Source organism: Luteimonas sp. MJ250, from assembly GCF_039548455.1.
Taxonomy (GTDB): Bacteria; Pseudomonadota; Gammaproteobacteria; order Xanthomonadales; family Xanthomonadaceae; genus Luteimonas.
In genome coordinates, this window is the sequence record NZ_JBCLVB010000016.1 from 61,100 (window position 1) to 87,903 (window position 26,804).

Genomic DNA, 26,804 nt, shown 5'->3' on the forward strand with positions numbered 1-26,804 from the left:
GACGCACGACAAGAGATTCCCGAAGGATCAGCACGCAATGCAAGCAATAATCGAATTCCTCTCCGACCCCCAGGTCTGGATCCTGCTGCTGACGCTGTCCACGATCGAGATCGTGCTCGGCATCGACAACCTGGTGTTCATCTCGATCGCGGTCAGCAGGCTGCCCGTCGAACGTCGCGAATTCGCGCGCAAGTTCGGCATCGCGGTGGCCTGTGTCAGCCGCCTCGGCCTGCTGCTGACGCTGGCCTGGCTTGCGGGTTTGACCAGCGACCTGTTCACGCTGTTCGGCCAGGGCATCTCGGTGCGCGACCTGGTGCTGGTGCTGGGTGGCCTGTTCCTGGTGGTCAAGGGCGCGATGGAAATCCGCTCGCTGGTCGTGGGCGAGCACGAGGAGCTGGATTCGGCGGGCAAGGCCGCGACCTCGTTCGGCATGGTGATCGGGCAGATCGCGGTGATCGACATCGTGTTCTCGCTCGACTCGGTGATCGCGGCGGTCGGCATGGCCGGCGACTACGTGCCGGTGATGGTGGCGGCGATCCTGATCGCGGTCGGCGTGATGCTGCTGGCGGCACAGCCGATGGGCAAGTTCATCGACAACAACCCGACGGTGAAGATGCTGGCCTTGGCCTTCATCGTGCTGATCGGCGTTTATCTGGTTGGCGAGGGCTTCGGCCTGCACATCCCGCGCGGCTACATCTATGGTTCGATGGCGTTCTCGGCCTTCGTCGAGGGGCTGAACCTCTGGGCCAAGCGCCGGGCGCTGGCCGGCGTCGCGCGCGAGTAGCCGGGCATGAGCCTCCTGCATCTGGTCGACCCGGTCGCGCTGCAGTCGCCGGCTTTCGAACTGTTTGGCAGGAGCTTTGCGCCGGGGGTGCACTGGTACGGGCTGATGTATGCGCTGGCCTTCCTCAGCGCCTGGCTGCTGGGGCGCTCGCGGATCCGCGCCGGGCGCCTGCCGGGCGTCGACGAGGCGGGCTTCGGCGACCTGATGTTCTACGGCATGCTGGGCGTGGTGCTGGGCGGGCGCATCGGCTACGTGCTGTTCTATTCCTTCGGCGACTTCCTCGCCAATCCGCTGATGCTGCTACGGGTGTGGGAAGGCGGCATGAGCTTCCACGGCGGCCTGCTGGGAGTGCTTCTGGCAAGCTGGCTGTGGTCGCGCGCGCGCCGCCTGCACTTCTTCGACAGCATGGATTTCGTGGCGCCGCTGGTGCCGCTTGGCCTGGGCTTCGGCCGCATCGGCAACTGGATCGGCGGCGAGCTCTGGGGCAAGCCCACCGATCTTGCCTGGGGCACGGTGTTCCGCAACGCGCTGCCGCCGGACCTGGCCTTCCTGGATGATGCCGCGCTGCGGGCGCTGCACCAGGCGGGCCAGCTGGAGCCTTACGCGCGCCACCCCTCGCAGCTTTACCAGGCCTTCCTGGAGGGCGTGGTGATGTTCGCCGTGCTGTGGTGGTTCTCGCGCCGGCCGCGGCCGCGCTATGCGGTGTCGGGCCTGTTCGCGCTGCTCTACGGCAGCTTCCGCTTCCTGGTCGAGTTCGTGCGCGAACCCGACGCCCACATCGGCTACCTTGCATTCGGCTGGCTGACGATGGGCCAGGTGTTGAGCACGCCGCTGGTGCTGATCGGCCTGTACTGGCTGTGGCTCTCCCGACGCAGCCCGACGCTGCGGCCTGCACCCGCAGCCCAGCCCAGCGCTCCGCTGTAGGAGCAGCCACAGCTGCGACCAGCGCCACCCGACACAGCACGGAGCAACAGCCATGCGCCAGTACCTCGACCTCCTCCGCCACGTCCTCGAACACGGCACCGAAAAGTCCGACCGCACCGGCACCGGCACCCGCAGCGTGTTCGGCTGGCAGATGCGCTTCGACCTCGGCGAAGGCTTTCCGCTGGTCACCACCAAGAAGCTCCACCTGCGCTCGATCATCCACGAGCTGCTGTGGTTCCTGAGGGGTGAAACCAGCACTGCCTACCTGCGCGACAACAAGGTCACGATCTGGGACGAATGGGCGGATTCCGACGGCGAGCTTGGTCCGGTCTACGGCAAGCAGTGGCGACGCTGGGCCGACGGGCGCGGCGGCGAGATCGACCAGATCCGCTGGGTGATCGACGAGATCCGCCGCAACCCCGACTCCCGCCGCCTGGTGGTCAGCGCCTGGAACGTGGCCGACCTGCCGGCGATGAAGCTGCAGCCCTGCCACGCGCTGTTCCAGTTCTATGTGGTGGACGGCAAGCTCAGCTGCCAGCTCTACCAGCGCAGCGGCGACATCTTCCTCGGCGTGCCCTTCAACATCGCGAGCTATGCGCTGTTGACGCACATGGTGGCGCAGGCCTGCGGGCTGGGCGTGGGCGACTTCGTGCACACGCTGGGCGATGCGCACCTGTATTCGAACCATTACGACCAGGCCCGCGAGCAGCTCTCTCGCGAGCCGCGCGCTTTGCCGCGGCTGGTATTGGACCCGGCCATCCGCGACGTCTTCGACTTCAGTTACGAGGACATCGCCATCGAGGGCTACGACCCCGCGCCGGCGATCAAGGCGCCGGTGGCGGTCTGAGGGCGAAAGGGAGCGGAGCGGAGGTGATGACACGGCAGGGTGGGGAGATCCCGGCGATCGTGCTCGTGGCCGCCGTCGATCGCCGGCTCGCCATCGGCCGCGACAACGCGATGCCCTGGCATCTGCCGGACGATTTTCGCCACTTCAAGTCGCTGACCCTCGGCAAGCCGCTGCTGATGGGCCGGAAGACGGCCGAGTCGCTGGGTCGCGCGCTGCCCGGGCGCCGCAACCTGGTGCTGACGCGCAGCGGCCGCGTGCCCTTCGCCGGCATGGAGGCGGTGGCCTCGCTGGAGCAGGCCTGCGCACTGGCTGCCGGCGACGGCGCCGCCGAGCTGTGTGTCATCGGCGGCGGTGAGGTCTATGCGCTCGCGCTGCCGAAGGCGTCGGCGCTGAAGCTGACCCACGTCGATACGGAGATTGAAGGCGCCGACGCGTTCTTCCCGGCATTCGACGCGGACGGCTGGGGCGTGGTTTCGAGCGAGCTGCGCCAGGCCGATGCGCGCCACGCCTTCGCATTCCGGTTCGTTGAATACCGGCGACGCTGAAATGACGTGAGCCGCAGCCGAACATGGTCCGCCGCCTGGCGGCGCGCACCGCGTCAGGGCCGGGGCGAGGGCCTGCCCGGGACCTGGACCACCTGCAGTTCATCGCAATCCAGGCGCAGCGCGGTGAGCGTGCCACCCCAGACCGCGCCGGTGTCGATCGCGTGCACGCCGTGGCCGATGAACAGGCCCAGCGACGACCAGTGGCCACAGGCGAGCTTGAGCCCGCGCTCCACGCGCCCCGGCACCGCGTACCAGGGATAGAGCCCCGGCGGCTGCGTGCCCGGAGCACCCTTTTCCTCGAACGCGATGCGGCCGCGCGGGCTGCAGTAACGCATGCGGGTGAAAATGTTGATGATCGCGCGCTGGCGGTCGGTGCCGCGCAGGCCCGACGACCAGGCCGGGCGGTCGCCGTACATATTGCGCAGCAGGCCCAGGCGGTTGCGGCCCTGCAGCACCTGCTCGACTTCGGCGGACATCGCCAGTGCGTCGTCGGCGGTCCACTTCGGCGCCAGGCCGGCGTGGACCATCATCCAGCCGAGTTCGCGGTCGGCGTGCACCAGCGGCTGCGTGCGCAGCCAGTCCAGCAGCTCGTCGCGATCGGGTGCGAACAGCACGCGCTGCAGGTCGGGGTTGACCTTGCGCTGGTCGGCCTCGCGGCGCTCGGCGATCGCCAGCAGCGACAGGTCGTGGTTGCCGAGCACGGTGACCGCGCTTTCGCGCAGCGAATGCACCAGGCGCAGGGTCTCAAGCGACTCGCCGCCGCGGTTGACGAGGTCGCCGCAGAACCACAGGCGATCACGCGCCGGATCAAAGGCGATGCGTTCGAGCAGCCTTTCCGTGGGCCCCAGGCATCCCTGGAGGTCGCCGATCGCCCAGACGGCCATGTCAGTGCAGGGTGCGCGGAACGGCGAGGGTGAACGGCGGAATCGGCGCGTCGAAACGGGTACCGTCGTCGCCGACCATGCCGTAGCTGCCTTCCATGCTGCCGACCGCGGTTTCAAGCACGGCGCCCGAGGTGTAGGTGAACTGGTCGCCGGGCTCGATCAGCGGCTGCTCGCCCACCACGCCATCGCCGCGGACCTCTTCCACGTGGCCGTTGCCGTCGGTGATCACCCAGTGCCGATCAAGCAGCTGCGCGGCGCGACGGCCGAGGTTGCGGATGCGAATCGTGTAGGCGAAGACATAGCGATCGTCTTCGGGCGCGGATTCCTCGGCAAGGAAGCGCGTCGCGATCTGGATCTCCAGGGTGTAGTCGGGGGTGTCGTCCATCAGACGAGTGTAAGCGCTCGGCGTGAATACTTGGACTACGCAGCGGGCGCGGCGTTGGCGAGGCGCACGAAGTCCGCGACGTCCAACTGCTCGGCGCGCAGCGACGGATCGATGCCGGCGGCCACGATCTCCGAGCTCTCGCACTGCGTCTGCAGCGAGTTGCGCAGGGTCTTGCGACGCTGCCCGAAGGCTGCGCGGACGATTGCCGCGAAGCGCGCCGGGTCGTCGATGCCGATGGTCGCCGGGTCGCGCGGCACCAGGCGGACCACGGCCGAATCGACCTTTGGCGGTGGTCTGAATGCGCCGGGCCCGACGGCGAACAGCGCGGTGACGTGGCACCAGGCCTGCAGCATCACGCTCAGTCGCCCGTACACCTTGCTGCCGGGTCCGGCGGCCATGCGGTCGACCACTTCTTTCTGCAGCATGAAGTGCATGTCGCGCACGGCCGCGGCGTGGTCTAGGGCGTGGAACAGGATCGGTGAGGACAGGTTGTAGGGCAGGTTGCCAACCAGGCGCAGCGGCGTGCCGGCGGCGAGCGCGGTGAAGTCGACGTCGAGGACGTTGGCGTGGATGAGTTCCAGCGCACCGTGTTCGCGCGCGCGCACCGTCAGCGGCGCCAGCAGGTCGCGGTCGAACTCGATGGCAGTCAGGCTGCCGTGGCGGTCGAGCAGCGGAAAGGTCATCGCGCCCTGTCCGGGGCCGATCTCGACGATGCGCTCGCCCGGGCGCGGGTCGACGGCGAGGATGATGCGGTCGACGACCCCGCGATCGTGAAGGAAGTGCTGGCCCAGCGCCTTCTTGGCGGGCTGCCGGAAGCGGCCGTCGTGACCGTCGTGCTGGCCCGTCATGCGGTGCTCCTGGCGGCATGCACTTCGGCCAGACGGGTGCAGGTCCCGATGGCGGCGAACAGGCTGGAGGGATCGGCACGCCCGCTGCCGGCGAGGTCCAGCGCGGTCCCATGGTCGACCGCCACGCGCGGCCAGGGCAGTCCGAGGGTGATGTTGACCGCCTGCTCGAAACCGCTGTGCTTCAGTACCGGCAGGCCCTGGTCGTGGTACATGGCCAGGATCGCGTCGAAGCCCTCCAGCTTCGCGGGCAGGAAGGCGGAATCGGCCGGCAGCGGGCCTTCCAGGCGCATCCCCGCAGCGCGCAGGCGCTCCAGCAGCGGGATGATGGTATCGAGCTCTTCACGCCCGAGATGGCCGTCTTCGCCGGCGTGCGGATTCAGCCCGAGCACGGCCACCACCGGATCGGCGATGCCGAAGTCATCGCGCAGCGCGGCATGCAGGATGCGCAGGCAGCCTTCCAGCCGCGTTGCGGTCAGTGCATCCGGCACCTCGCGCAGCGGCATGTGGACCGTGGCGAGGGCCACGCGCATGGTCGGGTTGGCCAGCATCATCACCACCTCGCGGCCGGCGTGGGCCGCCAGCAGGCCGGTGGTGCCGGTGTAGGCGATGCCGCCGTCGTTGATCGAGGCCTTGTGCACCGGCCCGGTCACCATGCCCTGGCAGCGGCCGGACAGACATGCGTCGGCTGCGGCGAGCAGGGCTGCCACGGTCGAAGCCGCGTTGGCCGCTTCCGGCACGCCGGGCGTGGCAGCGACGCTGGCAGGGTGGTGGTGCAGCGTGAACTCGCCGCCTGGCGCCTGCAGGCGTTCGGGCGCGATGCGTGCCAGGGGCAGTCCGATGCGCCGCGCCGCGGCAACCAGCGCATCGCCGTCGCCAAAAACCTCGAGTCGGGCGCCCCAGTGCTTCTGCAGTGCGCGTGCGCACAGCTCCGGCCCGACGCCGGCCGGTTCACCCGGGACCAGCGCGAGCCGAAGGCGCTGCATTTCAGCTGTCGCCGACGGCGCCGGAGGCGGGGCGGATATCGATATAGGCTTCGCCGCGCATTTCACGCAGGAACCGGTTCCATTCGTCCTCGAGCTTGCGCTGGCCGATGGTTTCACGGGCCTGGTTGCGACGGTTTTCATCGTCGACGCTGGCCTGGCGGCTGCCGACGCGCTGGACGATGTGCCAGCCGGCCTGGCTGCGGAACGGTGCGGAGACTTCGCCGTCCTGCAGCGCCGCGACCTGCTCGCCGAACTGCGGGCCGAACTCGTCGTGGGTGAACCAGCCAAGGTCGCCGCCGGCCTCGCGGGTGACGGTGTCGTCGGAAGACTCGCTCGCGACCGAGGCGAACGAGCTGCCCCCGGTCACTGCGGCATGAAGGCTGTCGATGCGGGCCTTGGCGGCGGCGTCATCGCCCCGGATCAGGATGTGGCTTGCCTGGTACTGGGTGACGGACTGGCCGGAGGTGGCCTGCGTGCTGTCGCGGATGTCGACAAGCTGCAGCAGCTGGAAGCCGCTGGGACCGCGCGCGGGACCGAACATCTGGCCGGGCTGGAGGCCGCCGACGACCGAGCTGAACGCGGTCGGGATCTCGTCGATGCCGCGCCAGCCGAGATCGCCGCCCTCGAGCGCGTTGGGGCCGTCGGAGTAGCGCACTGCCGCCGCCGCGAAATCCATCTCGCCGCGTTCAAGCAGGCCCTGGACCCCTTCGATCTTCTCTTCGGCCATTGCGATCTGCTGTGGCGTGGCGCCGTTGGGCAGTGCGACCAGGATGTTGGCGAGCCGGTACTGGGTGCCGCTGGCCTGGCTGGCCAGTGCGGCGTCGACCTCGGCGTCGGTGACCATGATCGTGCTCTGCGCGAATCGCTGGCGCAGGCGCTGGATGGCGAGCTCGTCGCGCAGCGAGCCGCGGAACTCGTCGTACGAGATGCCGTCGCCGGCCAGCTGCTGGCGGAGCTGGTCGGGCGTCATGTTGTTCTGCCGGGCGATTGCAGCGGCCGCGGCGTCAAGCTCTTCATCGGCCACGCGCACGCCGGTGGACTGGGCGCGTGCGGTCTGCAGCTGGACCAGGATCAGGCGCTCGAGCACCTGGCGACGCAGCACGGTTTCCGGCGGCAGCTGGTCGGCGCGGTTGCCGTACTGCGCCTTGATGTTGCGCAAGGCGCGTTCGAGCTCGCTCTGCAGGATCACGTCTTCGTCGACGATGGCGGCGATGCCGTCGATCGGCTGCACCTGCTGGGCGAAAGCGGGCGGGGCGAAGGCCGCCAGGGCAAAAGCGAGGGAGAGGAAGAGCTTTTTCATGGGGAAACGTCGGCCGAGGGCACGTCGCCGTCGTCGTTGCGGACATTCGGCGGAGGCACCAGGTACAGGTCCTCGCGGTGGTAACCGAGAATAGCACGGCGCAGGCGGCTGGTTGTTTCGGGCCCGGCGGATCCCAGGCCCTTGAATTCGATCTCGAGCTGGATCGCGTCGTTCATCTCGCCCTGGAAATTCCGCACGTAGCGCCGGGCCACCAGGCGCGCGGCCATGCAGCAGCTGTCCCACTGGACGCCAGCGATGCTTTCAAGCAGCTGGTTGTCGAGCAGCGAATAGTAATAGCGCCCGACCAGGCTCCACGAGGGACTGAGCGGGTACAGGAACGAGAAGTCGACCTGCTCCAGCAGGTCGTCCTGGTTGTCGGTGCGGCGCCGGTAGCGGTAGGCCAGGTTGACCACGCCGTCGTCACCGATCAGATAGCGCGCGCGGGCGCTGGCCAGGTCTTCCTGCTTGGTGGCGGGATTCCAGTGGTACGTGCCACCCACGCTCCAGCGGTCGTTGATTTCATAGCTGGCGTCGGCGATCCACGCCGACTTGCCCTTGCGGATCACCGGAGAGCCGGCGCCAAGGCCGACGCGGGAATCCTCGAAGTAGCGGATCTGGCCGATGCTGGCGGACAGCTTCTCGCGGCCGCTTTCCTGGTTGACCAGGCGCGTGGTCAGGGCCAGCGTCAGCTGGTTCGCGTCGGCCTGGCGGTCGGCGCCGGTGAAGCGGTTGTCGCGGAACAGCTGGCCCCAGCTGTATGACATCGCCTGGGTGTCGAACAGCGGCAGCGCGGACTGGTCGCGGTATGGCGTGTTCACGTAGAACAGCCGCGGCTCCAGGGTCTGCAGGTGGGATTCGCCGCGAAACAGCGTGGTGCGATCGAAGTACACGCCGGCGTCGACCGTGGTGATGGGCAGGCTGCGCGAAGGCGCGGTATCAGGCGCCTCGCCGCTGCTGACGGCGATGGCTTGCGCCAGTTCGTCCTCCAGCTCGTAGCCGGTGTAGCGCCAGGCCAGCGTCGGGGTGATGAACCAGGCTGAGCCTTCAAGCGGCATCGAGACCCAGGGCTTGATGTCCACCCGGCTGCCGCCGGGCTTTTGCCGGCTGTCGGCGTGCGCGAAACGGGTGATGTCGGCCGAGGCGCCGGCCACGAACCAGCGTCCGAAGTCGTCTTCCCAGTTGGCGTAGGCGCGGGGCAGGCGGTGGTAGGGCAGGATCCTCTCGGGCTGGGTGTAGTCGCCGAGCTGCCAGTAATCGGCCATCAGGCCGGCGTCCCAGGTGCGTGCGCGGCCGTAGACGCCGAGGTCGCTCTTGATCGAAAAGTTCGTGCGGCCGTTGAGGTTGCTGCTCGAGTCCTCGATATAGCGCGGGTCGCTGGCCCAGGACAGGTTGGTGCGTGCCTGCCAATGCCGGTTGAGATTCTGCTGGCCATGGAACCGGAACAAACCGCGGTCCTTCTTGCGCCGGTTCTCGTCGAGGATATTCTCGTCGATCTCCTCCTGGCGGCCGTCGCGCGTCAGCTGGTCAGACGGCAGCATCTCGAGCTCGAGCACGCCGCGTCCGCCGTCGGTGCGGTAGCGGAACTCGGTGCCCAGCAGGAAGCCGCGGTTGGTCATCAGCCGCGGCTCGAGCGTCATGTCGTAATTCGGCGCCAGGTTGAGATAGATCGGCTGGCGCCAATCGAAACCGTTGCGGCTGGAATAGGAAATGCCCGGGTAGAGCAGGCCGGTCTTGCGCCGGTTGTCGGTCGGGAAGGCGAAGATCGGCACGTACAGCACCGGCACCTTGCCCAGGCGCAGGGTGGCGTTGCGGGCGATGCCCTGGCCCTTGTCATCGTCGATGTCGATGCGCTCGGCGCGCAGCTCCCACCAGCGGTCGTCGGGCGGGCAGGTGGAATAGGTCGAGCCATAGAGCGCGCCCTGCGAACCCTTCATCTCGATGCGCTCGGCGCCGCCGTTGCCGCGGCGCTCGGTGAGCTGGTAGGACACGTTGTCGACGCGGTGCGTGTCCGCTTCCTGGTCGCCTTCGAGCCGTTCGGCCATCAGGCGCATCGCCGAGTCCTGGTAGCGGACGCTGCCGGTGGCGACGTAGGTCGAGCTCTCGCTGCGGTACTCGATGTTGTCGGCGCCGAGGAACTGGTCGCCGCGACGCAGGGTCACGTTGCCGGAATACTCCAGGTTCTCGCCGTCGGTACCGGCCAGGTTGTCACCGGCGATATCGGTGGGCTGCGAGGCCCGGTCGCCGGGGCCGCCTGCGGCCGGCTGCGCATCGGGGAACTCGGGCACGGACGACACGATGGGGCACAGGCTCCAGTCCGGCTCGATGTCATCGTCGGCCATGGCGGCCGGATGGGGTGCCGCCAGCGCGAAAGCGATGCACAGCGACAGCGGGAGCAGGCGGGGGGCTGGGCGCACGCAGGATTCCGGCGGAAAAGAAGGGCGGCGGCTAGCTTGCCGCATCGCCCCGGCAGCGGCAATGCGCGGCCCGTGAACGGCGGGCGCTCAGGCCTCCTGCGTTCCCGTGGCCAGTGCACGGACGTGGGCGACGCTGCACTCGGCCAGCGACGCCAGGTCGTAGCCCCCCTCGAGCACGGACACCATGCGGCCCCCGGCGTGGCGCGCCGCGATATCGGCGAGCTCCGCGGTCAGCCAGGCGAAATCATCGGCCTCGAGTTCAAGGTGGGCTACCGGATCGGCGCGATGGCCATCGAAGCCGGCCGAGATCATCAGCAGCTGCGGCTCGAAGCCGTCGATCGCCGGCAGCAGGCGTTCGCGCCAGGCTTCGCGGAAGCGATGGCTGCCGCTTCCAGCCTGCAGGGCGGCGTTGTGGAGGTTGCCCGCGCCGCGGTCACGCGGATGGCCGGAGTCCGGAAACAGGGGCATTTCGTGGGCACTGGCGTAAAGCACCCGCGTCTCGTCGGCGAAGATCGCCTGGGTGCCGTTGCCGTGGTGGACGTCGAAATCCACGATCGCCACCCGCGCCAGGCCGTGGCGGTCAAGCGCATGTGCTGCACCCACGGCGATGTTGTTGAACAGGCAGAAGCCCATCGCGTGTGCCGGCATGGCGTGGTGGCCCGGTGGCCGTACCGCGCAGAAGGCCGCATCCGACTCGCCGCCCAGGACCAGGTCCACCGCCGCGACCACCGCGCCCGCCGCGCGCAGCGCCGCTTCCGCGGAACCGGGCGAGAGCACGGTGTCGGGATCGAGCTGCAGCAGCCCTTCGCCGGGCATGGCTTCAAGCACCGCGTGCAGCAGCAGGGGTTCATGCACGCGCAGCAGCTGGCCGCGGGTCGCACGCGGCGCCTCCAGCCATTCGATGCCGGGGACGTGGTCGCGAAGCGCGGTCACCACGGCGCCAAGACGCGCAGGGGTTTCCACGTGCCCGGGACCGGTGTCGTGCGCGAAACACGCTGCGTGGGTGAAGACCGGCAGCCGCTTCGCGTCCATGCTCAGGTCCGGCGGCGCTCGTGCTGCCAGATGACCTCGCCGTGGCCGCCCTCGCGGGCCAGCACGCGGCAGAGGACGAACAGCAGGTCGGAGAGGCGGTTGAGGTAGCGCACCGCCTGCGGCCGCACTTCTTCCTGGCGGGCCAGCGCCACCGCGCAGCGTTCGGCGCGGCGGACCACGGTGCGCGCGACGTGGCAGCGCGCCGAGGCTTCGCCGCCACCGGGGAGGATGAACTCCTTGAGCGCCGGGAGGTCGGCGTTGTAGTGGTCCAGGTGCTGCTCGAGCCGGGTGATGTCCTGGTCGTCGATCGCCGCGTGCCCCGGGATGCAGAGCTCGCCGCCGAGATCGAACAGCTGGTGCTGGACCGCGGTCAGCAGGGTGCGCACGGAGTCCGGAACGTCGGCCGCGAGCACCACGCCGATGGTCGAGTTGGCCTCGTCCACGGTGCCGTAGGCCTCCACCCGCAGCGAATCCTTGCCGGTGCGGCTGCCGTCGCCGAGGCCGGTACTGCCGTCATCGCCGGTGCGCGTATAGATTTTCGAGAGCCGGTTGCCCATGCCTCAGCGCTGGCCGTGGCGCCGCGCTGCGCCGGCGCTGCGGGCAAGGGCCTCGGACACCACCTGGGCGAGCGCGGCCACGGCCACGAACATCGCGGTGGCGGCAAGGTAGGGCATGAACCAGTGGCCGTAGTTGGCGGCCCAGCCGGCCAGGGTCGGCTCGGCGACCGCCGGCGACAGCCAGTAGAAACCGCCCTGCGCGAACAGGTGGCAGACCGCGGTGGACAGCACCACGACTGCGGCAAGGCGCGCCAGCGCGGCCGGGCTCGCGCCCGAGTGGTGGCGGCGCAGCCAGTCGCCGCCGGCCCACATCGCCGCGTGCGCGGGCACCAGCATCCAGTAGCCCGGCGAGACGCAGTAGTGGGAGAAGAAGTTGATGCCCTGGCTGCTGATCACGAGGTAGTCGATCAGTACCGCCAGCGCCATCAGCGCCGGGAACGCCCAGCGCGCCCAGGCGCGCAGGTAGAAGCCACCGATCAGGAACGCCGCCCAGGTCGCGTCGGGCACCGGGGTGAAATGGGTGAAGACGTGGCTACGCGTGGCCGCCATCAAAAGCACGAGCAGCGACAAGACGATGGCGCGTTGCAGGGTAGTGTTCATGGCGCTCTCGGCTCCGACGGCTGATGACTGGATTCGCGCCATTCTAGCGAACTGCGGGCACAGCGGCCGTATCATGCCGCCATGACGACGACGCATGACGTGGTGATCATCGGCGGCGGGCTGGTCGGCGCCAGCCTGGCGATCGCGCTGGAAGGCAGCGGGCTGGACGTGGCGATGGTCGAGGCCACTCCCGCGGCAGCGATGCCGGCGGTGTTCGACGAGCGCAACCTGAGCTTCGCCGAGGCCACGGTCAACGCGCTCACGGCGCTGGGCGTGATGCAGCTGCTGCGCGCACCCACCGGTGCGATCACCCGCATCCACGCAAGTCGCCGCGGTGATTTCGGACGCGTGGTGCTGGACGCCGCCGACCATGGCCGCAGCGCATTCGGCCAGGTGGTGGTGGCGCGCGACTTCGGCGATGCGCTGGAGGCGCGGCTTGCCGGCTTGGCCGGGCTGGTGCGCCATCGTGCGACGCGCTTCACCGGCTTCGCCGCCGCTGAAGGCGGGCACCGCGTCCTGGAACTGGCGGGCGATGGCCCGGCGCGCATGCGCGCACGCCTGGTGGTGGCGGCCGACGGCATGCACAGCGGCGTGCGCGAGGCGCTGGGCATCAGCGCCGCCCGCCACGATTACGGCCAGGTTCTGATGGTGGCCAGGCTGCGCGCCGCGAGCGCGCCGGACGGCACCGCCTATGAACGCCTGGGCGACGACGGCCCGACCGCGCTGCTGCCGCGCGGCGACCGCGCCTGGGGCCTGGTACACGGGGTTGCCAGCGAAGATGCCGGGGCGGTGCAGGCGCTGGACGGGGCCGGCTTCCTGGCGCGGGTCCAGGACGCATTCGGATGGCGCATCGGCCGCCTGCTCTCCGTGGGTCCACGCAGCGCCTATCCGGCGCTGGCGGTGCGCGCCCGGGCGCTCGTGACCGCGCGCGCCGTGCTGGTCGGGAACGCCGCGCAGAGCATGCATCCGGTGGGTGCGCAGGGCTTCAACCTGGGCCTGCGCGATGCGATGACATTGGCCGGACTGCTGCGCGCCTGCGCCGGCGCTGGCGGTGATCCGGGCGACGAGGAGCTGCTTGTCGCCCATGCCGCCCGCCGCGACGAGGATCGCTCGCGCACCCTGGAATTCTCCGATGGCCTGGCGCGCTTCACCGCCAACCCGACGCCTGGCGCTTCGCTGCTGCGCAGCGCCGGATTGCTGGCGCTGGCGGCCTCGCCCGGACTGCAGGCCGGTCTGGCCGGCGGCGCCATGGGCTACCGCGGCGACGTGCCCGCCGCCTGCCGTCCGGCAGCGCTGCGATGAGCCGCGCGATGCTTGACGTGGCCGTCGTTGGCGGCGGCGTGGTCGGGGCCTCGGCGGCGCTGGCGCTGGCACGGCTCGGCCTGTCGGTTGTGCTGGTGGAGGGGCGTGCGCCGCCTGCCTGGTCGGAGACGAAGCCCGACCTGCGCGTGTTCGCCTTCGCGCACGACAATGCCGCCCTGCTCGACGACATCGGCGCCTGGGCCGGGATCGACGGCCGGGACGGCGCGCCCACGCGCCTGCAGCCGTATCGCCGGATGCGGGTCTGGGACGCGGCGGGTGGCGGCGAACTGGCATTCGACGCCGACCGCCTGGGGCGTCGCGAACTCGGCTGGATCGTCGAGAACGTCCTGCTGGTCGACCGTCTGTGGGCCTGTCTTCCTCAGGCCGGCGTCGAGATTCGCTGCCCGGCTCGGGTGGAAGCGCTTGAACAGGATGACCGCGGCGTGCGCCTGCGTCTTGACGACGGCCGAAGGGTGGCGGCGCGCATCGCGCTGGCCGCTGATGGCGCCGGCTCCACCCTGCGCCGGCTGGCCGGGGTGGAGGTCAAGGGCCACGGCTACGGACAGTCGGGCGTGGTCGGCTTCGTGCGCACGGAGCAGGAACACGAGGCGACCGCCTGGCAGCGCTTCCTGCCCGGGGGGCCGCTGGCATTCCTGCCCTTCGCCGACGGCAGCTGTTCGATCGTGTGGTCGCTGCCGACCGCTGCGGCGGAGGAGGCGCTGGCCATGGACGACACCGCGTTTGGCGACGCCTTGGGGCGGGCGTTCGACCGTCGCCTCGGGCAGGTCGTGCCGTGCTCGGCCCGTGCGGCGTTCCCCCTGCGCTTGCAGCTCGCACGCAGCCACGCCGCCGGGCGCGTGCTGCTGGTGGGGGATGCGGCGCATGTAATGCATCCGCTGGCGGGGCAGGGCGTCAACGTCGGACTGCGGGACGTGGCGGCGCTGCGCGATTCCGTGTCAGGGGCGCTGTCACGGCGCCAGCCCTGGGATACGCCGCAGCGGATCGAGCGCTGGGCGCGGGCGCGGCGCAGCGAGTCGGCACTCGCGGCGCGCGCATTCGATGGCATCAACCGGATTTATACCAGCGAATCGCCCGCCGCGGTGATGCTGCGCGGGCACGCGCTGGGTCTCGCCGGGAGGCTGCCGGGCGTGGCGGGTGCGCTCTGGCGTCGCGCGGCCGGCGCGTGACGCCAGAGCGCATGGCGCGTTGCCGTCAGCGCATCCAGCCCTTCAGCTCGCCGGCATCGAGCACGCCGTCATTGTTGTTGTCCACCGCCGCGAACTCGGCGCTGAGCGTGGCGTTGGCGCGTGCTTCGGCGCGGCTCAGGCGGCCGTCGCCATTGCCGTCCAGGGTCGCCATGTCGATCCGGTAGTCGCCGACCACCGAGTCCGGGGGGCTGGAGGTGAACGTGACCAGCGGCTCGCTCGGATAGGTGGCGTCCACCCGCGCGGGCGCGGGCGGAGCGGGCTGGGCGCTGGCTGCCACACGCGCGGTCTCTGCCGCTGTCGTGGCTTCAAGCGCGGCCTGCCGTGCCGTCCCGGTGGCGGCATTGGCTTCGCGCGCGGCGGCTTGCGACTGCGCGACGATCTCAGCGGGACGCACGGCCCCTCCTTCGGCGGCTGACGTTGCCGCGCCGGCATGGTCGGCCGCGCGCCGCGCCTCGATCGCAGCGAGTTCGGCACGTCGCGACGCCTGGTCGGCTTCCCAGGCACTGTATTCGGCCTGGGCCTGGCCGCGCGGGGTGATCGCCCCGGCCCGGCGTTCGGTGGCGGCGGCCTGGGCCGCGGTGCGTGCGGCCGCCGCCTCCTGGCTGGCGGCGCGCGCGTCGTCGTAGGCCGCCCGGGAATTGACTTCGGTGCGCGCCTGCACGCCGACGCTTTCGGAGGACTGCGCCAGCAGCGGGCCGCTGGCGACCAGGCCACTGGCGAACAGGGCAATGGCGAGGGAATGCATCGGCTTGTACGGGTTCATGGCACGGCCTCCGGTGGGAACGGCAGCCACGCTAGTCCCGTCGACATGAATCCAGGGTCATCATTGGCCGCACGCGGGCTGAACGCCCGACGCCGGGTTCAACCGCCCTTGGGCATGGCAAGGACGGTGATCTCTTCGCGGTCATGGTAGAGCTGGCGCGCCCGCAGTTGCAGCGGCCGCTGCGCCTCGCTGCTGAACAGCTCCAGGCACAGCGAGGTCTCCAGCCAGCGCTTCTTCATCGGCAGCTTGAGGTTGAACACGGCCTGGCGGCACCAGCCTTCGCGGAACCAGGTGGCCATGCGCGAGGCCACGCGCCGCGGCTGCTCGACCATGTCGCAGACCATCCAGTCCAGCGGCCGCGGGGGCTGCCAGCGAAAGCCGTCCTCGCGCAGGTGTTCGACGCCGCCGCCATCGATGACGTGCTGGCGCAGCGGCCCGTTGTCGACCGCCGACACCTGCAGCCCCGCGCGCTGCAGCACCCAGGTCCAGCCGCCGGGGGCGGCGCCGAGGTCGGCTGCGGTCATGCCCCTGCGCAGCAGCCTGTCGCGCTCGCCCTCGTCGAGCAGGGTGAGGAAGGCCTCCTCCAGCTTCAGCGCCGAGCGCGAGGGCGCGTCGCGATGCAGGCGCAGGCGCGGCACGCCCATCGGCCATGGCGATGCGTCGCCCGGGTCGGCGGTGGCGAGCAGCAGGTGGTTGCCTGCCAGCAGGCAGACGTGCAGCGCGGGTCGGCGCGCATCGTCCTTGGCGGCGAGCAGCCCGGCCTTGCGCAGCGCGGGCCGCAGGGCGTTGCCGAGCGCGCGTGCCAGGCCGGCGAGCGGCCGGGCCTCGTCGCTGTCGGGATGTTCGACCACCATCGTGCCGAATGCCGCGCGCAGGCCGCCGCCGGCTGCGTCCACGTGCCGCTGCAGGGCCGCGAGCACCGGCGTCACGCGGTCGGTCGTGTCCAGGGCATCGAGTTCCCCGAGCAGCACCAGCTTCTGGCGCGCGAACACCAGCGAGCGCCAGGGCAGGGCCTGAGACAGCGCGCCGGCATCGCCGCCGGGCGCAATGAAGCGAACGAAGCCGCTGCCGCGCTCGGTGGCCGCATAGCCGTGCTGGCCGGCATTGGCCGCGCGCTCGCCAAGCTCCGCCGCAAGCTCGGGCTCGAAGCCGCTGCGGCAGTAACAGAGCAGGCCACTCATGCCGCGGCGCGTGCCTGACGGGCCCGGGTCGCGTGCATCAGTAGCGCGCGCCGCCGCCGCTGCCATACGTGGCCAGCACCGCGCGCGCGGCGTCGCGGGCGATGTCGCGGACGACCTCGATGCCGCGGCGGGCGAGCTCGCCGGGCCAGTCCTCCGGAAGCGGGCCCTCGTCGAACTCGGTGAGCTCGTGCACGTCCTCGGCGCGGGCGCCGATGAGCAGGCGGTCGACGCCTGCCCAGACGGTGGCGCCGAAGCACTGGCAGCAGGGCTGGGCCGAAGTGGCGAGGGTGTACGGGCCGCAGGCGCGGCCGTCGGCATCGAGGTTGATGCGGGCGCGGCCAAGCGACTGCTGGGCCAGCATGTACGCCATGTTCTCGGCGTGCGCCAGCGAGGTCGCCTGCGGCACCACCACGTTGACCGCGGCGGCGACGATGCGATCGTCCGGGCCGAACAGCACGGCGCCAAAGGGCCCGCCGGTGCCTTCGGCGATGTTGCGGGCGGCGAGGCCGATCGCCAGCGCCACTTTGTCGGCGTCGCCGGCGTAGGCGCGGTCGCGGCCGGCGGCGTCGTGGACCCAGTCCGGCAGGCGCAGGTTGACGCGCGCGGGCAGGCTCATCGGATCAGCCCGCCGGACGCGGCCGGCTCGCAGCTGTTGGACACGCAGGCGCAGGCCTGGATGTCGCGGAAGCCGCAGACGCCGGCCATTCCCGACGCGGCACAGGCGGCCTGGGCCGCCGCCGGATCGGGTTCGGCGTCCTTGTTCACGCAGGAGGGAAAGTAGCCGCAGCAGTTGCCGACGTTCTTCACCTCACAGTCGCTGTCGACGCGGCAGCTGCGGTCGAGGTCGGGCACCCCGGTGGGCGCGGAAGGCGGCGTGGGTGCGGGGCGGGCGACGGGCGTTGCCGGCAGCGGCTCGCTCATCGGCGGAGGCCTGGTGCCGCCGTCGGGCTGTGCGGCCGCACACGCAGCGAGGGCCAGCACGAACAGCAGGATGGATGCGGACTGGATCATCCGGCGCATGAAGGGTCTCCGTGTCGTTGGCGACGCAGGCATGGTAGCGCTGCCGCAGCCCGGGCCGCAGGGCAGCGCCGATGCCGGCGCGGGTGTCGGCTCAGGCCTTCGCGGCCCAGGTGTCGCGCAGGGTCACGCTGCGGTTGAAGACCGGCGCCCCGGCGCGGTGGTCGCGGCGGTCGGCGACGAAGTAGCCGAGGCGTTCGAACTGCCAGGCATCCTCCGGCGCGGCTTCGGCCGCGGCGGGCTCGATGTATCCGCGCACGGACGTCCGCGATTCCGGATTGATGTGGTCGCGATAGGTGCGGCCGTCGCTTTCGTCGTCCGGGTCGGGCACCGAGAACAGGCGGTCGTAGAGCCGGACCTCGGCTTCGATCGCGCGCGCGGCGCCGACCCAGTGGATGGTGCCCTTGACCTTGCGGTTGGCGCCTTCCATGCCGGGCCGCGACTCCGGGTCGAGGGTTGCGTGCAGCTCGATGATGTCCCCCGCCCCGTTCCTGACCACCTCGTCACAGCGCACGATGCCGGCGCCACGCAGGCGGACCTCGCCGCCGGGCACCAGCCGCTTCCAGCCCTTGGGCGGAATTTCGGCGAAGTCGTCGCGCTCGATCCAGAGTTCACGCGAGAAGGGCACCTCGCGCTCGCCGAAGGATTCGTCCTTCGGATGGTTCGGGAAGCGCAGGGTTTCCTCGTGGTCTTCGGCCAGGTTGGTGAGCACCATCTTCAGCGGTGCGACCACGGCCATGCGCCGCGGCGCGCGTGCGTCCAGGTCCTCGCGCAGCGCGCCTTCCAGCACCGAGAAGTCGATCATCGAGTTCTGCTTGCTGATGCCGATGCGGTCCACGAACAGGCGCAGCGCGGCCGGCGTGTAGCCGCGGCGGCGCAGGCCCTGCAGCGTGTACATGCGCGGGTCGTCCCAGCCGTCCACCAGGCCTTCGGCGACCAACTGGGTCAGCTTGCGCTTGCTCATCACCGTGTAGTTGATGTTGAGGCGCGAGAACTCGATCTGGCGCGGCTTGGCGGCCTCGATCGGGAGGCCTTTTTCCGCCAGCGGCGCCAGCAGCTCCGGGTTGCCGGCCAGGTCCACCCGGTCCACGCACCAGTCGTACAGCGGCCGGTGGTCCTCGAACTCCAGCGTGCACAGCGAATGCGTGATGCCTTCCACCGCGTCGCCCAGCGCATGTGCGAAGTCGTACATCGGATAGATCGGCCAGGCGTCGCCGGTGTTCTGGTGCGGCACCTTCTTGATCCGGTAGATGGCCGGGTCGCGCAGGTTGATGTTGCCGCTCCCCATGTCGATCTTCGCGCGCAGGGTGCGCGCGCCGTCATCGAATTCGCCCGCGCGCATGCGCCGGAACAGGTCCAGGTTCTCCTCGACGCTGCGGTTCCGGTACGGCGACTCGCGTCCGGGTTCGGTCAGGCTGCCGCGATAGGCCCGCACTTCGTCCGCGCTCAGGTCGCAGACGAAGGCGTCTCCCTGGCGGACCAGCTTCTCGGCGGCGAGATGGAAGACCTCGAAGTAGTCCGAGGCATGGCGCAGGCTGTTCCACTCGAAGCCCAGCCAGCGCACGTCGTCCTGGATCGCGGTGACGAACTCGGGATCCTCCTTCGCCGGATTGGTGTCGTCGAAGCGCAGGTTGCAGCGGCCGTTGAACTCCTCGGCGATGCCGAAGTCCAGGCAGATCGCCTTGGCGTGCCCGATGTGCAGGTAGCCGTTGGGCTCCGGCGGGAAGCGCGTGCGGATGGCGTCGTGCTTGCCGCTGGCAAGGTCCTGGCGGACGATCTGGCGGATGAAATCCTGCTTCACGGCGGGCGCCGGCGCGGCGCCTGCCGCAGTGTCGTTGGGCTCGGTCATGGGGTCACGGGGAGGATGCCGGCGCGGGCCTGCGCCGTGGACCGGGCAGTGTAGCGGAGCCACGCAGCGGCGGCTTGATAGCGACCGCTGCCCGGCGGATGATCATGGTTTGCCTGCCCCGGAGCAACACCGCCATGAACCTGTCCAACACCCACCACGTACACGGTCGCCCTCTGCGCGGCGAATTCAGCGGCCTGTCGCGGGTGGTGTTCGGGATGGGCTGCTTCTGGGGCGTGGAGCGCCTGTTCTGGTCGCTGCCGGGCGTGGAGACCACCGCCGCGGGCTATGCCGGCGGCCACGCGTCCGCGCCGACCTACCGCCAGGTCTGCGGTGGCGATACCGGCCACGCCGAGGTGGTGCTGGTCGTGTACGACCCCGCCCGCATCGCCTTCGATGAGCTGCTCACGCGCTTCTGGGAGGGCCATGACCCGACCCAGGGCATGCGCCAGGGCAACGATGTCGGCAGCCAGTACCGCTCGGTGATCCATTGCCACACCCAGGCGCAATACGAGGCGGCCCTGGCCAGCCGCGATGCCTACCAGGAGCGCCTCGCAGCGGCCGGGCATGGCGACATCACCACCGAAATCGTGTTCCCCGCGCCGCCCTTCCACTACGCGGAAGAAGAGCACCAGCAGTACCTGTCGAAGAATCCGGGCGGCTATTGCGGGATCGGCGGCACCGGCGTCAGCTGCCAGGTCGGCGTCGGCGCCTGAGGATCGGCACGTCAACGACGCTGCTGTCAGGCGCGCGTGAAGCTTCTTGGTTCTTCTCCCGACTGAGGGGGGCTTCCGGTTGATTGCTCCGGGAGGGTGTGCGCTGCCCGCCGCGGAGGCAGGGGGGATGCCCAGCCGGAATATGCGCATCCCTGCTCCCAGTTCCGGCCGCCGGCCATCCATGGCCGGCTCTGGGCATCCCCCCTGCCTCCACGGCGGACCCGGACCTATGTCGCGGCCGGAAACGAAGCCAACGTCGAGTCGACGTCGAAACCGGTTGGATCGTCAACGGACCAGGCGGCACCGCCGCGGCCGCGGCTACGCCCATGCCCACGAGCACGGGCGCGAGCGCGCCCGCCCTTGATCTTCGAACCGAAGCAGGAAAGCGTCACGGCCCGTCCCGTGCACAGGGGGTGTGCGTACAGCCGGCCATGGATGGCCGGCGGCCGGCCTTGGGAGCAGGACGCGGACAGGCCGGGGGAGCACGCCCCCTGTGTGCGGGACGGCAGCGCGGACCAGAACGGAGCAGCTGCAGACGTGACAACGCGCTCCAACTGTCACGTCAGCACCCCGGAGCCTCGACAAGAACCAGCCACTCCACCGGGTCGGCCGTACGTCTCTCCCTCACTTGGGAGAAGAACCCATTTTTGTGGGGTAAGGACTCAGGCTTCGCGCTAGAGCCCCGGAGCGCCGGGGACGTGCAGCGTCGCGGTGGACTCGCGCAGAGTCGGCAGCAGCAGATCCGGCGGCAGCTGGCGCAGCACGGCGGCCAGCGCCTGCAGGAAGGGCGCCATCGCGGTGCTCCGGCGCCACACCATCGCGATCCTGCGGCTGGGGGGCGGAGCGCGGAAGTCGACCAGTTCGATGCTCTCCGAGCGCGCCACCGGTGGTTTGACCGCCAGCGACGGCAGCAGGGTGACGCCGACGTTCGCGGCCACCATCTGGCGCAGCGTTTCCAGGCTGGTCGCCTGGAACTCGCCCTTTTCGCTGGCGCCGGAAAGATGGCAGACATCCAGCGCCTGGTCGCGCAGGCAGTGGCCATCGGCGAGCAGCAGCAGGCGCTCGTCGGCGAGGTCGGCGAGCGTGATCGGGCCGTGGCCGGCCAGCGGATGCGCCTCCGGCACCGCGAGTACGAAGGGCTCTTCGAACAGGAACTCGACGTGCAGCTGCTCGTCGTTGACCGGCAGCGCGAGCAGCGCGGCGTCGAGTCGGCCCTGCTGCAGGCGTTCGAGCAGGACGTCGCTCTTCTCCTCCACCAGCAGCAGTTCGAGTTCGGGGAAGCGGGCGCGGATCCCCGGCACCACGTGCGGCAGCAGGTAGGGCCCCAGCGTCGGGAATAGGCCGAGGGTGACCTTGCCGGCCTCCGGGTCCTGGCTGCGGCGCGCGGCTTCGCGCATCTGTTCGACGTCGGCCATGACCCGACGCGCACGCGCCGCGACCTCGTGCCCGGCAGGCGTGAGCATGACGTTGCGCGGCGCGCGTTCGACCAGGGCCACGCCCAGCTCTTCCTCCAGCTTGCGGATCTGGGTGGAGAGCGTCGGCTGGCTGACGAAGCTCGCCGCCGCCGCGCGACCGAAGTGCAGGTGGTCGGCAAGGGCGATGAAGTAGCCCAGGTCGCGCAGGTTCATGGTGGTGCCTCGCTGTGGTCGGGACGGCTCCGGCTTACGCCGTTGCCGCCTCGACGTCGGCCGTCGCGGCCGGACTGCTGCTGCGGATCAGGTGGTCGAAGGCGCTGAGCGATGCCTTGGCGCCTTCGCCCATGGCGATCACGATCTGCTTGTACGGCACGGTGGTGGCGTCGCCGGCGGCGAACACGCCGGGCAGCGAGGTGCGGCCGGCGTTGTCGACCACGATCTCGCCGCGCGGGCTGAGCTCGATCGCGCCCTTCAGCCACTCGGTATTGGGCAGCAGGCCGATCTGCACGAACACGCCTTCCAACTCCACGCGGTGGGAATCGCCACCGGTCCGGTCGCGGTAGACCAGGCCGTTGACGCGCTTGCCGTCGCCCAGCACCTCGGTGGTCTGCGCGGAGGTGAGGATCTTCACGTTCGCCAGGCTGCGCAGCTTGCGCTGGAGCACCTCGTCGGCGCGCAGCTTCGAATCGAACTCGACCAGGGTGACGTGGCTGACGATGCCGGCGAGGTCGATCGCGGCCTCGACGCCGGAGTTGCCGCCGCCGATCACCGCCACGCGCTTGCCCTTGAACAGCGGGCCGTCGCAGTGCGGGCAATAGGCCACGCCCTTGTTGCGGTACTGGTCCTCGCCGGGCACGCCCATCTGCCGCCAGCGCGCGCCGGTGGCGAGCACCACGCTGCGGCTGCGCACGGTGGCGCCGCTCTCGAGCTGGACCGAGGTGACGCCGTCCGCGTCCTGGCTCAGCGCCCGGCCGCGCTGCAGGTTCATGATGTCGACGTCGTACTCGCGCACGTGCGCCTCGAGCTGGGCGGCGAAGCGCGGGCCCTCGGTATGCGGCACCGAGATGAAGTTCTCGATCGACATCGTGTCCAGCACCTGGCCGCCGAAGCGCTCCGACACCACGCCGGTGCGGATGCCCTTGCGCGCGGCGTAGATCGCGGCCGCGGCGCCGGCGGGGCCGCCGCCGACGACCAGCACGTCGAACACGTCCTTCTTCGCGATCGCCGCGGCCTCGCGCTTCGCGGCGCCGGTGTCGAGCTTCGCGACGATCTGCTCCAGGCTCATGCGGCCCTGGTCGAAGACCTCGCCGTTGAGGAACACGGTCGGCACCGACATCACCTCGCGCGCCTCGACCTCGTCCTGGAACAGGGCACCGTCGATCGCGACGTGGCTGATGCCGGGGTTCAGCACCGCGGCCAGGTTCAGTGCCTGGACCACGTCCGGACAGTTCTGGCAGGAGAGCGAGAAATAGGTTTCGAAGCGGTACTCGCCCTCGAGCCCGCGCACCTGCTCCAGAAGCTCCGGCGCGGCCTTGGACGGGTGGCCGCCGACCTGCAGCAGGGCCAGCACCAGCGAGGTGAACTCATGGCCCATCGGCAGGCCGGCGAAGCGCAGGTCGATATCGTGGCCGGGCGAAGTCACGGCGAAGGAGGGCTTGCGCTGGGCGTCGTCGCGCGACACCTCGACTGTCACCTTGTCCGACAGCGCGCGGATGTCTTCCAGCAGCTCGAGCATCTCCGCGGACTTGCTGCCGTCGTCGACGCTGGCCACGAGCACGATCGGGCGCTGCAGGCGCTCCAGATAGGCCTTGAGCTGGGTCTTGAGGTCGTCTTCGAGCATGGTGGAACTCCTTCGAAAGGCAAGGCGGGGGCCTGCGTCCCGCCGTTCGACGGGTCGCCACCGGCGTGGGGATGGACCGCAGGCCGCGCCGTGGCACGGACTCCGGTCCAGCCCCACCCCCACTGAAAGGGGATGGGCTGGCTGTAGCGACTGTGGGAGCGGCCAGGGCCGCGATTGCTGTGGCGATCCTGTAGCCATCGCCGCTATAGCGGGTCCCACGAACGCCGGCGGTTCGAAGCCCGCCGGCGGTCCAACGAGCGGCGTGCTTAGATCTTGCCGACCAGGTCCAGCGACGGCTTCAGGGTCTTCTCGCCTTCCTTCCACTTGGCGGGGCAGACCTCGCCCGGGTGGGCGGCGACGTACTGGGCGGCCTTGACCTTGCGCAGGAGCTCCAGCGCGTCACGGCCGATGCCCTCGGCGGTGATCTCGATCGACTGGATCACGCCATCGGGGTCGACGATGAACGTGCCGCGGTCGGCCAGGCCGGACGGGCGCAGGATCTCGAAGTTCTTCGAGATCTCGTGGGTCGGGTCGCCGATCATCGGATACTGGATCTTGCCGATCGCGTCCGAGGTGTCGTGCCAGGCCTTGTGCGAGAAGTGGGTGTCGGTCGACACGCTGTAGATTTCGACGCCGAGCTTCTTGAACTCGTCATGGTTGATCGCCAGGTCCTCGAGCTCGGTCGGGCAGACGAAGGTGAAGTCGGCCGGGTAGAACACGAACACGGACCACTTGCCCTTCAGCTGGGCGCTGTCGACTTCGACGAATTCGCCGTTGTGGTAAGCGGTGGCCTGGAACGGCTTGATTTCGGTATTGATGACGGACATGGAATCCTCGCGGTGGTGGGGAAGACACCGGCAGCTGCCGGACAACGGACATGTTAGGCGTGGCCTATCAATTCGTGAAGTTGATTATAATGATTCAATCGATAGGTAACGTCTATGGAAATCGGACGCAGTGTTTCAGAATGCCTCGGGGCGGCGCGTGCGCGAGTGGACCCGGACGAAGCGGCACTGCTTTTGCAGCATGTGCTGGAGCGCGGCGCGGCCTGGCTCTACGCCCACGGTGAAGCCACCGTGGCGCCGGGCCAGGCTGCGCGCTTCCAGGCGCTGGTAGCGCGCCGCGAGGCCGGCGAGCCGGTGGCGTACCTGGTGGGCAGGCGCGGATTCTGGACCCTCGACCTTGCCGTGACGCCGGACACCCTGATCCCACGGCCCGAGACCGAACTGCTGGTCGAGGAGGCCCTGGCGCGGCTGGACCCCGCGTTGCCCCTGCGCGTGGCCGACCTGGGCACGGGCAGCGGCGCGATCGCGCTTTCGATCGCCAGCGAGCGCCCGCGGGCCCGCGTGATCGCCACCGACCACAGTGAGGCGGCGCTGGCGGTGGCGCGCGCCAACGCGGACGGCAACGACCTGGGCCGCCGGGTCGAATTCCGCAGTGGTGACTGGTTCGGCCCCTTGGCCGGCGAGCGATTCGACCTGATCGCCAGCAACCCGCCGTATATCGCCGAACGCGATCCGCATCTGGAACAGGGTGACCTGCGCTACGAGCCGCCCCTGGCGCTGGCGTCCGGTGCAGATGGCCTGGACGCGATCCGGATCCTCGCCGCGACAGCGCCCAGGCACCTCGCTGCCGGCGGCTGGCTGCTGCTCGAGCATGGCCATGACCAGGGTGCCGCAGTGCGCGCGCTGCTGGGCGCGGCGGGCTTCGAACAGGTCGCGACGGTGGCCGACCTCGAAGGGCGCGACCGGGTCGGCGTGGGGCGCTGGGCGGCGGGCTGAGCGGGCCCGGCTGGTAGACTGGCCCGGTTATCCCGCACGAGGCCGCATTCGCATGCGCACGCTGTATCCCGAGATCGAACCCTTCGACACCGGCACCCTCCGCGTCGATGACCGCCACGTCCTCTATTACGAGCAGTGCGGCAATCCCGATGGCAAGCCGGTGGTGCTGCTGCACGGCGGCCCGGGCGGTGGCTGTTCCGACAAGATGCGCCGCTTCCACGACCCGGCGAAGTACCGCATCGTCCTGTTCGACCAGCGCGGCTCCGGGCGTTCCACTCCGCATGCCGACCTCGTCGACAACACCACCTGGCACCTCGTGGCCGATATCGAACTGCTGCGCACGCAGCTCGGCATCGACCGCTGGCAGGTGTTCGGCGGCTCCTGGGGCTCGACGCTTGCGCTGGCCTACGCGCAGAGCCATCCGAAACATGTCACCGAACTCGTGCTGCGCGGCATCTTCATGCTGCGTCGCTGGGAGCTGGAGTGGTTCTACCAGGAAGGCGCCTCGCGCCTGTTCCCGGAAGCCTGGCAGCAGTACGTCGGCGCCATCCCCGAAAGCGAGCGCGGCGACCTGATCGCGGCCTTCCACCGCCGGCTGACGTCCGACGACGAAGCCACCCGCCTGGCCGCCGCGCGCGCCTGGAGCGTGTGGGAGGCGGCGACCAGCTTCCTGCACATCGATCCCGGTTTCATGTCCGACCACGAGGACCCGCAGTTCGCGCTGGCCTTCGCCCGGATCGAGAACCACTATTTCACCAACGCCGGCTTCTTCGAATGCGACGACCAGCTGCTGCGTGATGCCTATCGCATGGTCGACATTCCCGGCGTGATCGTGCACGGCCGCTACGACGTGGTCTGCCCGATCCAGAACGCCTGGGACCTGCACCAGGTGTGGCCCAAGGCCGAGCTGGTGGTTACGCCGGCGTCGGGGCACTCGGCGTTCGAGCCCGAAACCGTCGACGCCCTGGTCCAGGCCACCGACCGCTTCGCCTGACCCGCGCTCTTCCGCCGCTTGCGGGGGGAAGCGCCCGCGCAGCGGCGACGCTCTCTCCCGGTCGCTCGCTCAGGCCTTCGAGCCGTCCGGGTTGTGCTCGATCATCCACAGCCCGGCCCAGAGCTTGAGGTCGAGTTCGTAGCCTTCGGCGTACTTCTGCATCAGCCACGCGGGCGCGGTGGCGCGCGGAATGGCGTGGACGGTGATCTGCTCGTCGTCGACACCGCCGCCATCGCCGACCTTGCGCAGCTCGAGCGCGCGCGCAAACGCGATGCGTTCATTGCTCATGCCCGATGAGGTCGGGCCGACCAGCAGCACGTCGATGCGCCCCGCGTCCCAGCCGGTTTCCTCGATCAGCTCACGCCGGGCTGCCGATTCAAGCGTGTCGCCGTCGTCGTCGTCCCCGACAAGGCCCGCCGGCATCTCGATGGTGCGTGCGCCGAGCGGCACCCGGTACTGCTCGACGAACAGCACGTCGTCGTCCGGCGTCACCGCGATCACCAGCACCGCCAGGCCGTCCTTGCCGTGCGTGCGCTCGCAGGATTCCCAGTGGCCGCGCTTGACCATGCGCAGCCATTCGCCCTTGTAGAGGATCTCGGGTTCGTCCGTGGTCGCCTGGCGGCTGTCGTTGTCCATGG

Annotated in this window: 27 protein-coding genes; 9 read left to right on the plus strand and 18 right to left on the minus strand. The window is 70.0% G+C overall.

Annotation, left to right across the window (positions count from 1 at the left end; genetic code table 11):
• Positions 1-37: 37 nt before the first annotated feature.
• From WCE37_RS13895 to WCE37_RS13910, 4 genes are read left to right on the plus strand one after another with little or no spacing between them, the layout of a single operon-like run.
• On the plus strand, positions 38-784 hold the full coding sequence (locus tag WCE37_RS13895) for a TerC family protein (RefSeq protein WP_343279879.1): 747 nt from the start codon (positions 38-40) through the stop codon (positions 782-784).
• A 6-nt stretch (positions 785-790) separates the two neighbouring features.
• Positions 791-1,708 carry a prolipoprotein diacylglyceryl transferase gene (gene lgt, locus WCE37_RS13900; RefSeq protein ID WP_343279880.1) on the plus strand — a complete coding sequence of 306 codons (918 nt, stop codon included), beginning with the start codon at positions 791-793 and terminating at the stop codon, positions 1,706-1,708.
• A gap of 52 nt (positions 1,709-1,760) precedes the next feature.
• A complete protein-coding gene (locus WCE37_RS13905) occupies positions 1,761-2,555 on the plus strand; it encodes a thymidylate synthase (protein WP_343279881.1) in 795 nt (264 codons plus the stop codon).
• A gap of 26 nt (positions 2,556-2,581) precedes the next feature.
• Positions 2,582-3,100 (plus strand): dihydrofolate reductase, encoded by a 519-nt coding sequence (locus WCE37_RS13910; RefSeq protein WP_343279882.1) that lies wholly within the window; start codon positions 2,582-2,584, stop codon positions 3,098-3,100.
• 53 nt (positions 3,101-3,153) lie between these two features.
• On the opposite strand, the gene WCE37_RS13915 is transcribed toward WCE37_RS13910, so the two are convergent.
• The 9 genes from WCE37_RS13915 to WCE37_RS13955 all read right to left on the minus strand — a co-directional run bounded on the left by WCE37_RS13915 (position 3,154) and on the right by WCE37_RS13955 (position 12,103).
• On the minus strand, positions 3,154-3,984 hold the full coding sequence (locus tag WCE37_RS13915) for a symmetrical bis(5'-nucleosyl)-tetraphosphatase (RefSeq protein WP_343255486.1): 831 nt from the start codon (positions 3,982-3,984) through the stop codon (positions 3,154-3,156).
• Position 3,985: 1 nt separating this feature from the next.
• Positions 3,986-4,369, minus strand: coding sequence for a Co2+/Mg2+ efflux protein ApaG (gene apaG / locus WCE37_RS13920; RefSeq protein WP_343255487.1), 384 nt, complete (start codon positions 4,367-4,369; stop codon positions 3,986-3,988).
• Positions 4,370-4,404: 35 nt separating this feature from the next.
• Positions 4,405-5,217: a 16S rRNA (adenine(1518)-N(6)/adenine(1519)-N(6))-dimethyltransferase RsmA gene (rsmA, locus tag WCE37_RS13925; protein WP_343279883.1), complete on the minus strand. Its 813-nt coding sequence runs from the start codon at positions 5,215-5,217 to the stop codon at positions 4,405-4,407.
• Entirely contained in the window at positions 5,214-6,200 is a 987-nt protein-coding gene (gene pdxA / locus WCE37_RS13930; RefSeq protein WP_343279884.1) for a 4-hydroxythreonine-4-phosphate dehydrogenase PdxA, read from the minus strand. Before pdxA ends, rsmA begins: the two co-directional genes overlap by 4 nt.
• Position 6,201: 1 nt before the next feature.
• Positions 6,202-7,500, minus strand: coding sequence for a peptidylprolyl isomerase (locus WCE37_RS13935; RefSeq protein WP_343279885.1), 1,299 nt, complete (start codon positions 7,498-7,500; stop codon positions 6,202-6,204).
• A complete protein-coding gene (gene lptD / locus WCE37_RS13940) occupies positions 7,497-9,914 on the minus strand; it encodes an LPS-assembly protein LptD (protein WP_343279886.1) in 2,418 nt (805 codons plus the stop codon). The genes WCE37_RS13935 and lptD overlap by 4 nt, the downstream gene beginning before the upstream one ends.
• An 87-nt stretch (positions 9,915-10,001) precedes the next feature.
• On the minus strand, positions 10,002-10,931 hold the full coding sequence (locus WCE37_RS13945; RefSeq protein ID WP_343279932.1) for a histone deacetylase family protein: 930 nt from the start codon (positions 10,929-10,931) through the stop codon (positions 10,002-10,004).
• Between the two features lie 17 nt (positions 10,932-10,948).
• Positions 10,949-11,503, minus strand: a complete 555-nt coding sequence (locus tag WCE37_RS13950; protein WP_343255492.1) for a cob(I)yrinic acid a,c-diamide adenosyltransferase — start codon at positions 11,501-11,503, stop codon at positions 10,949-10,951.
• A 3-nt stretch (positions 11,504-11,506) separates the two neighbouring features.
• Positions 11,507-12,103, minus strand: a complete 597-nt coding sequence (locus tag WCE37_RS13955; RefSeq protein ID WP_343255493.1) for a hypothetical protein — start codon at positions 12,101-12,103, stop codon at positions 11,507-11,509.
• 81 nt (positions 12,104-12,184) lie between these two features.
• Between WCE37_RS13955 and ubiH the strand changes: the two genes are divergently transcribed.
• Positions 12,185-13,405, plus strand: a complete 1,221-nt coding sequence (gene ubiH / locus WCE37_RS13960) for a 2-octaprenyl-6-methoxyphenyl hydroxylase (protein ID WP_343279887.1) — start codon at positions 12,185-12,187, stop codon at positions 13,403-13,405.
• Entirely contained in the window at positions 13,402-14,592 is a 1,191-nt protein-coding gene (locus WCE37_RS13965; RefSeq protein WP_343279888.1) for an FAD-dependent oxidoreductase, read from the plus strand. Before ubiH ends, WCE37_RS13965 begins: the two co-directional genes overlap by 4 nt.
• A 25-nt stretch (positions 14,593-14,617) precedes the next feature.
• Here the strand turns inward: WCE37_RS13965 and WCE37_RS13970 are convergent, their stop codons facing one another.
• The 5 genes from WCE37_RS13970 to WCE37_RS13990 all read right to left on the minus strand — a co-directional run bounded on the left by WCE37_RS13970 (position 14,618) and on the right by WCE37_RS13990 (position 19,423).
• A complete protein-coding gene (locus tag WCE37_RS13970) occupies positions 14,618-15,376 on the minus strand; it encodes a hypothetical protein (RefSeq protein ID WP_343279889.1) in 759 nt (252 codons plus the stop codon).
• A 98-nt stretch (positions 15,377-15,474) separates the two neighbouring features.
• A complete protein-coding gene (gene rlmM / locus WCE37_RS13975) occupies positions 15,475-16,557 on the minus strand; it encodes a 23S rRNA (cytidine(2498)-2'-O)-methyltransferase RlmM (RefSeq protein ID WP_343279890.1) in 1,083 nt (360 codons plus the stop codon).
• A gap of 37 nt (positions 16,558-16,594) precedes the next feature.
• Positions 16,595-17,173: a nucleoside deaminase gene (locus WCE37_RS13980; RefSeq protein WP_343279891.1), complete on the minus strand. Its 579-nt coding sequence runs from the start codon at positions 17,171-17,173 to the stop codon at positions 16,595-16,597.
• Entirely contained in the window at positions 17,170-17,577 is a 408-nt protein-coding gene (locus tag WCE37_RS13985; protein WP_343279892.1) for a hypothetical protein, read from the minus strand. The genes WCE37_RS13980 and WCE37_RS13985 overlap by 4 nt, the downstream gene beginning before the upstream one ends.
• 91 nt (positions 17,578-17,668) lie before the next feature.
• Entirely contained in the window at positions 17,669-19,423 is a 1,755-nt protein-coding gene (locus tag WCE37_RS13990; RefSeq protein ID WP_343279893.1) for a glutamine--tRNA ligase/YqeY domain fusion protein, read from the minus strand.
• Between the two features lie 98 nt (positions 19,424-19,521).
• On the opposite strand from WCE37_RS13990, the gene msrA reads away from it, so the two are divergent.
• The gene (gene msrA, locus WCE37_RS13995) at positions 19,522-20,136 is read left to right on the plus strand and encodes a peptide-methionine (S)-S-oxide reductase MsrA (RefSeq protein ID WP_343279894.1); all 615 of its coding nucleotides are present in this window, start codon (positions 19,522-19,524) and stop codon (positions 20,134-20,136) included.
• Between the two features lie 674 nt (positions 20,137-20,810).
• Here msrA and WCE37_RS14000 read toward each other — a convergent pair.
• The 3 genes from WCE37_RS14000 to ahpC all read right to left on the minus strand — a co-directional run bounded on the left by WCE37_RS14000 (position 20,811) and on the right by ahpC (position 24,218).
• The gene (locus tag WCE37_RS14000) at positions 20,811-21,764 is read right to left on the minus strand and encodes a LysR substrate-binding domain-containing protein (RefSeq protein ID WP_343279895.1); all 954 of its coding nucleotides are present in this window, start codon (positions 21,762-21,764) and stop codon (positions 20,811-20,813) included.
• Between the two features lie 34 nt (positions 21,765-21,798).
• The gene (gene ahpF / locus WCE37_RS14005; RefSeq protein ID WP_343279896.1) at positions 21,799-23,391 is read right to left on the minus strand and encodes an alkyl hydroperoxide reductase subunit F; all 1,593 of its coding nucleotides are present in this window, start codon (positions 23,389-23,391) and stop codon (positions 21,799-21,801) included.
• A 266-nt stretch (positions 23,392-23,657) separates the two neighbouring features.
• Positions 23,658-24,218, minus strand: a complete 561-nt coding sequence (ahpC, locus tag WCE37_RS14010; RefSeq protein ID WP_343279897.1) for an alkyl hydroperoxide reductase subunit C — start codon at positions 24,216-24,218, stop codon at positions 23,658-23,660.
• A gap of 114 nt (positions 24,219-24,332) precedes the next feature.
• Here ahpC and prmC point away from each other — a divergent pair, with 114 nt between their 5' ends.
• Positions 24,333-25,172 carry a peptide chain release factor N(5)-glutamine methyltransferase gene (prmC, locus tag WCE37_RS14015; RefSeq protein ID WP_343279898.1) on the plus strand — a complete coding sequence of 280 codons (840 nt, stop codon included), beginning with the start codon at positions 24,333-24,335 and terminating at the stop codon, positions 25,170-25,172.
• A 52-nt stretch (positions 25,173-25,224) separates the two neighbouring features.
• Positions 25,225-26,166 (plus strand): prolyl aminopeptidase, encoded by a 942-nt coding sequence (pip, locus tag WCE37_RS14020; protein ID WP_343279899.1) that lies wholly within the window; start codon positions 25,225-25,227, stop codon positions 26,164-26,166.
• Positions 26,167-26,235: 69 nt separating this feature from the next.
• Here the strand turns inward: pip and WCE37_RS14025 are convergent, their stop codons facing one another.
• A complete protein-coding gene (locus tag WCE37_RS14025) occupies positions 26,236-26,802 on the minus strand; it encodes an NUDIX hydrolase (RefSeq protein ID WP_343279900.1) in 567 nt (188 codons plus the stop codon).
• Positions 26,803-26,804: the final 2 nt, after the last annotated feature.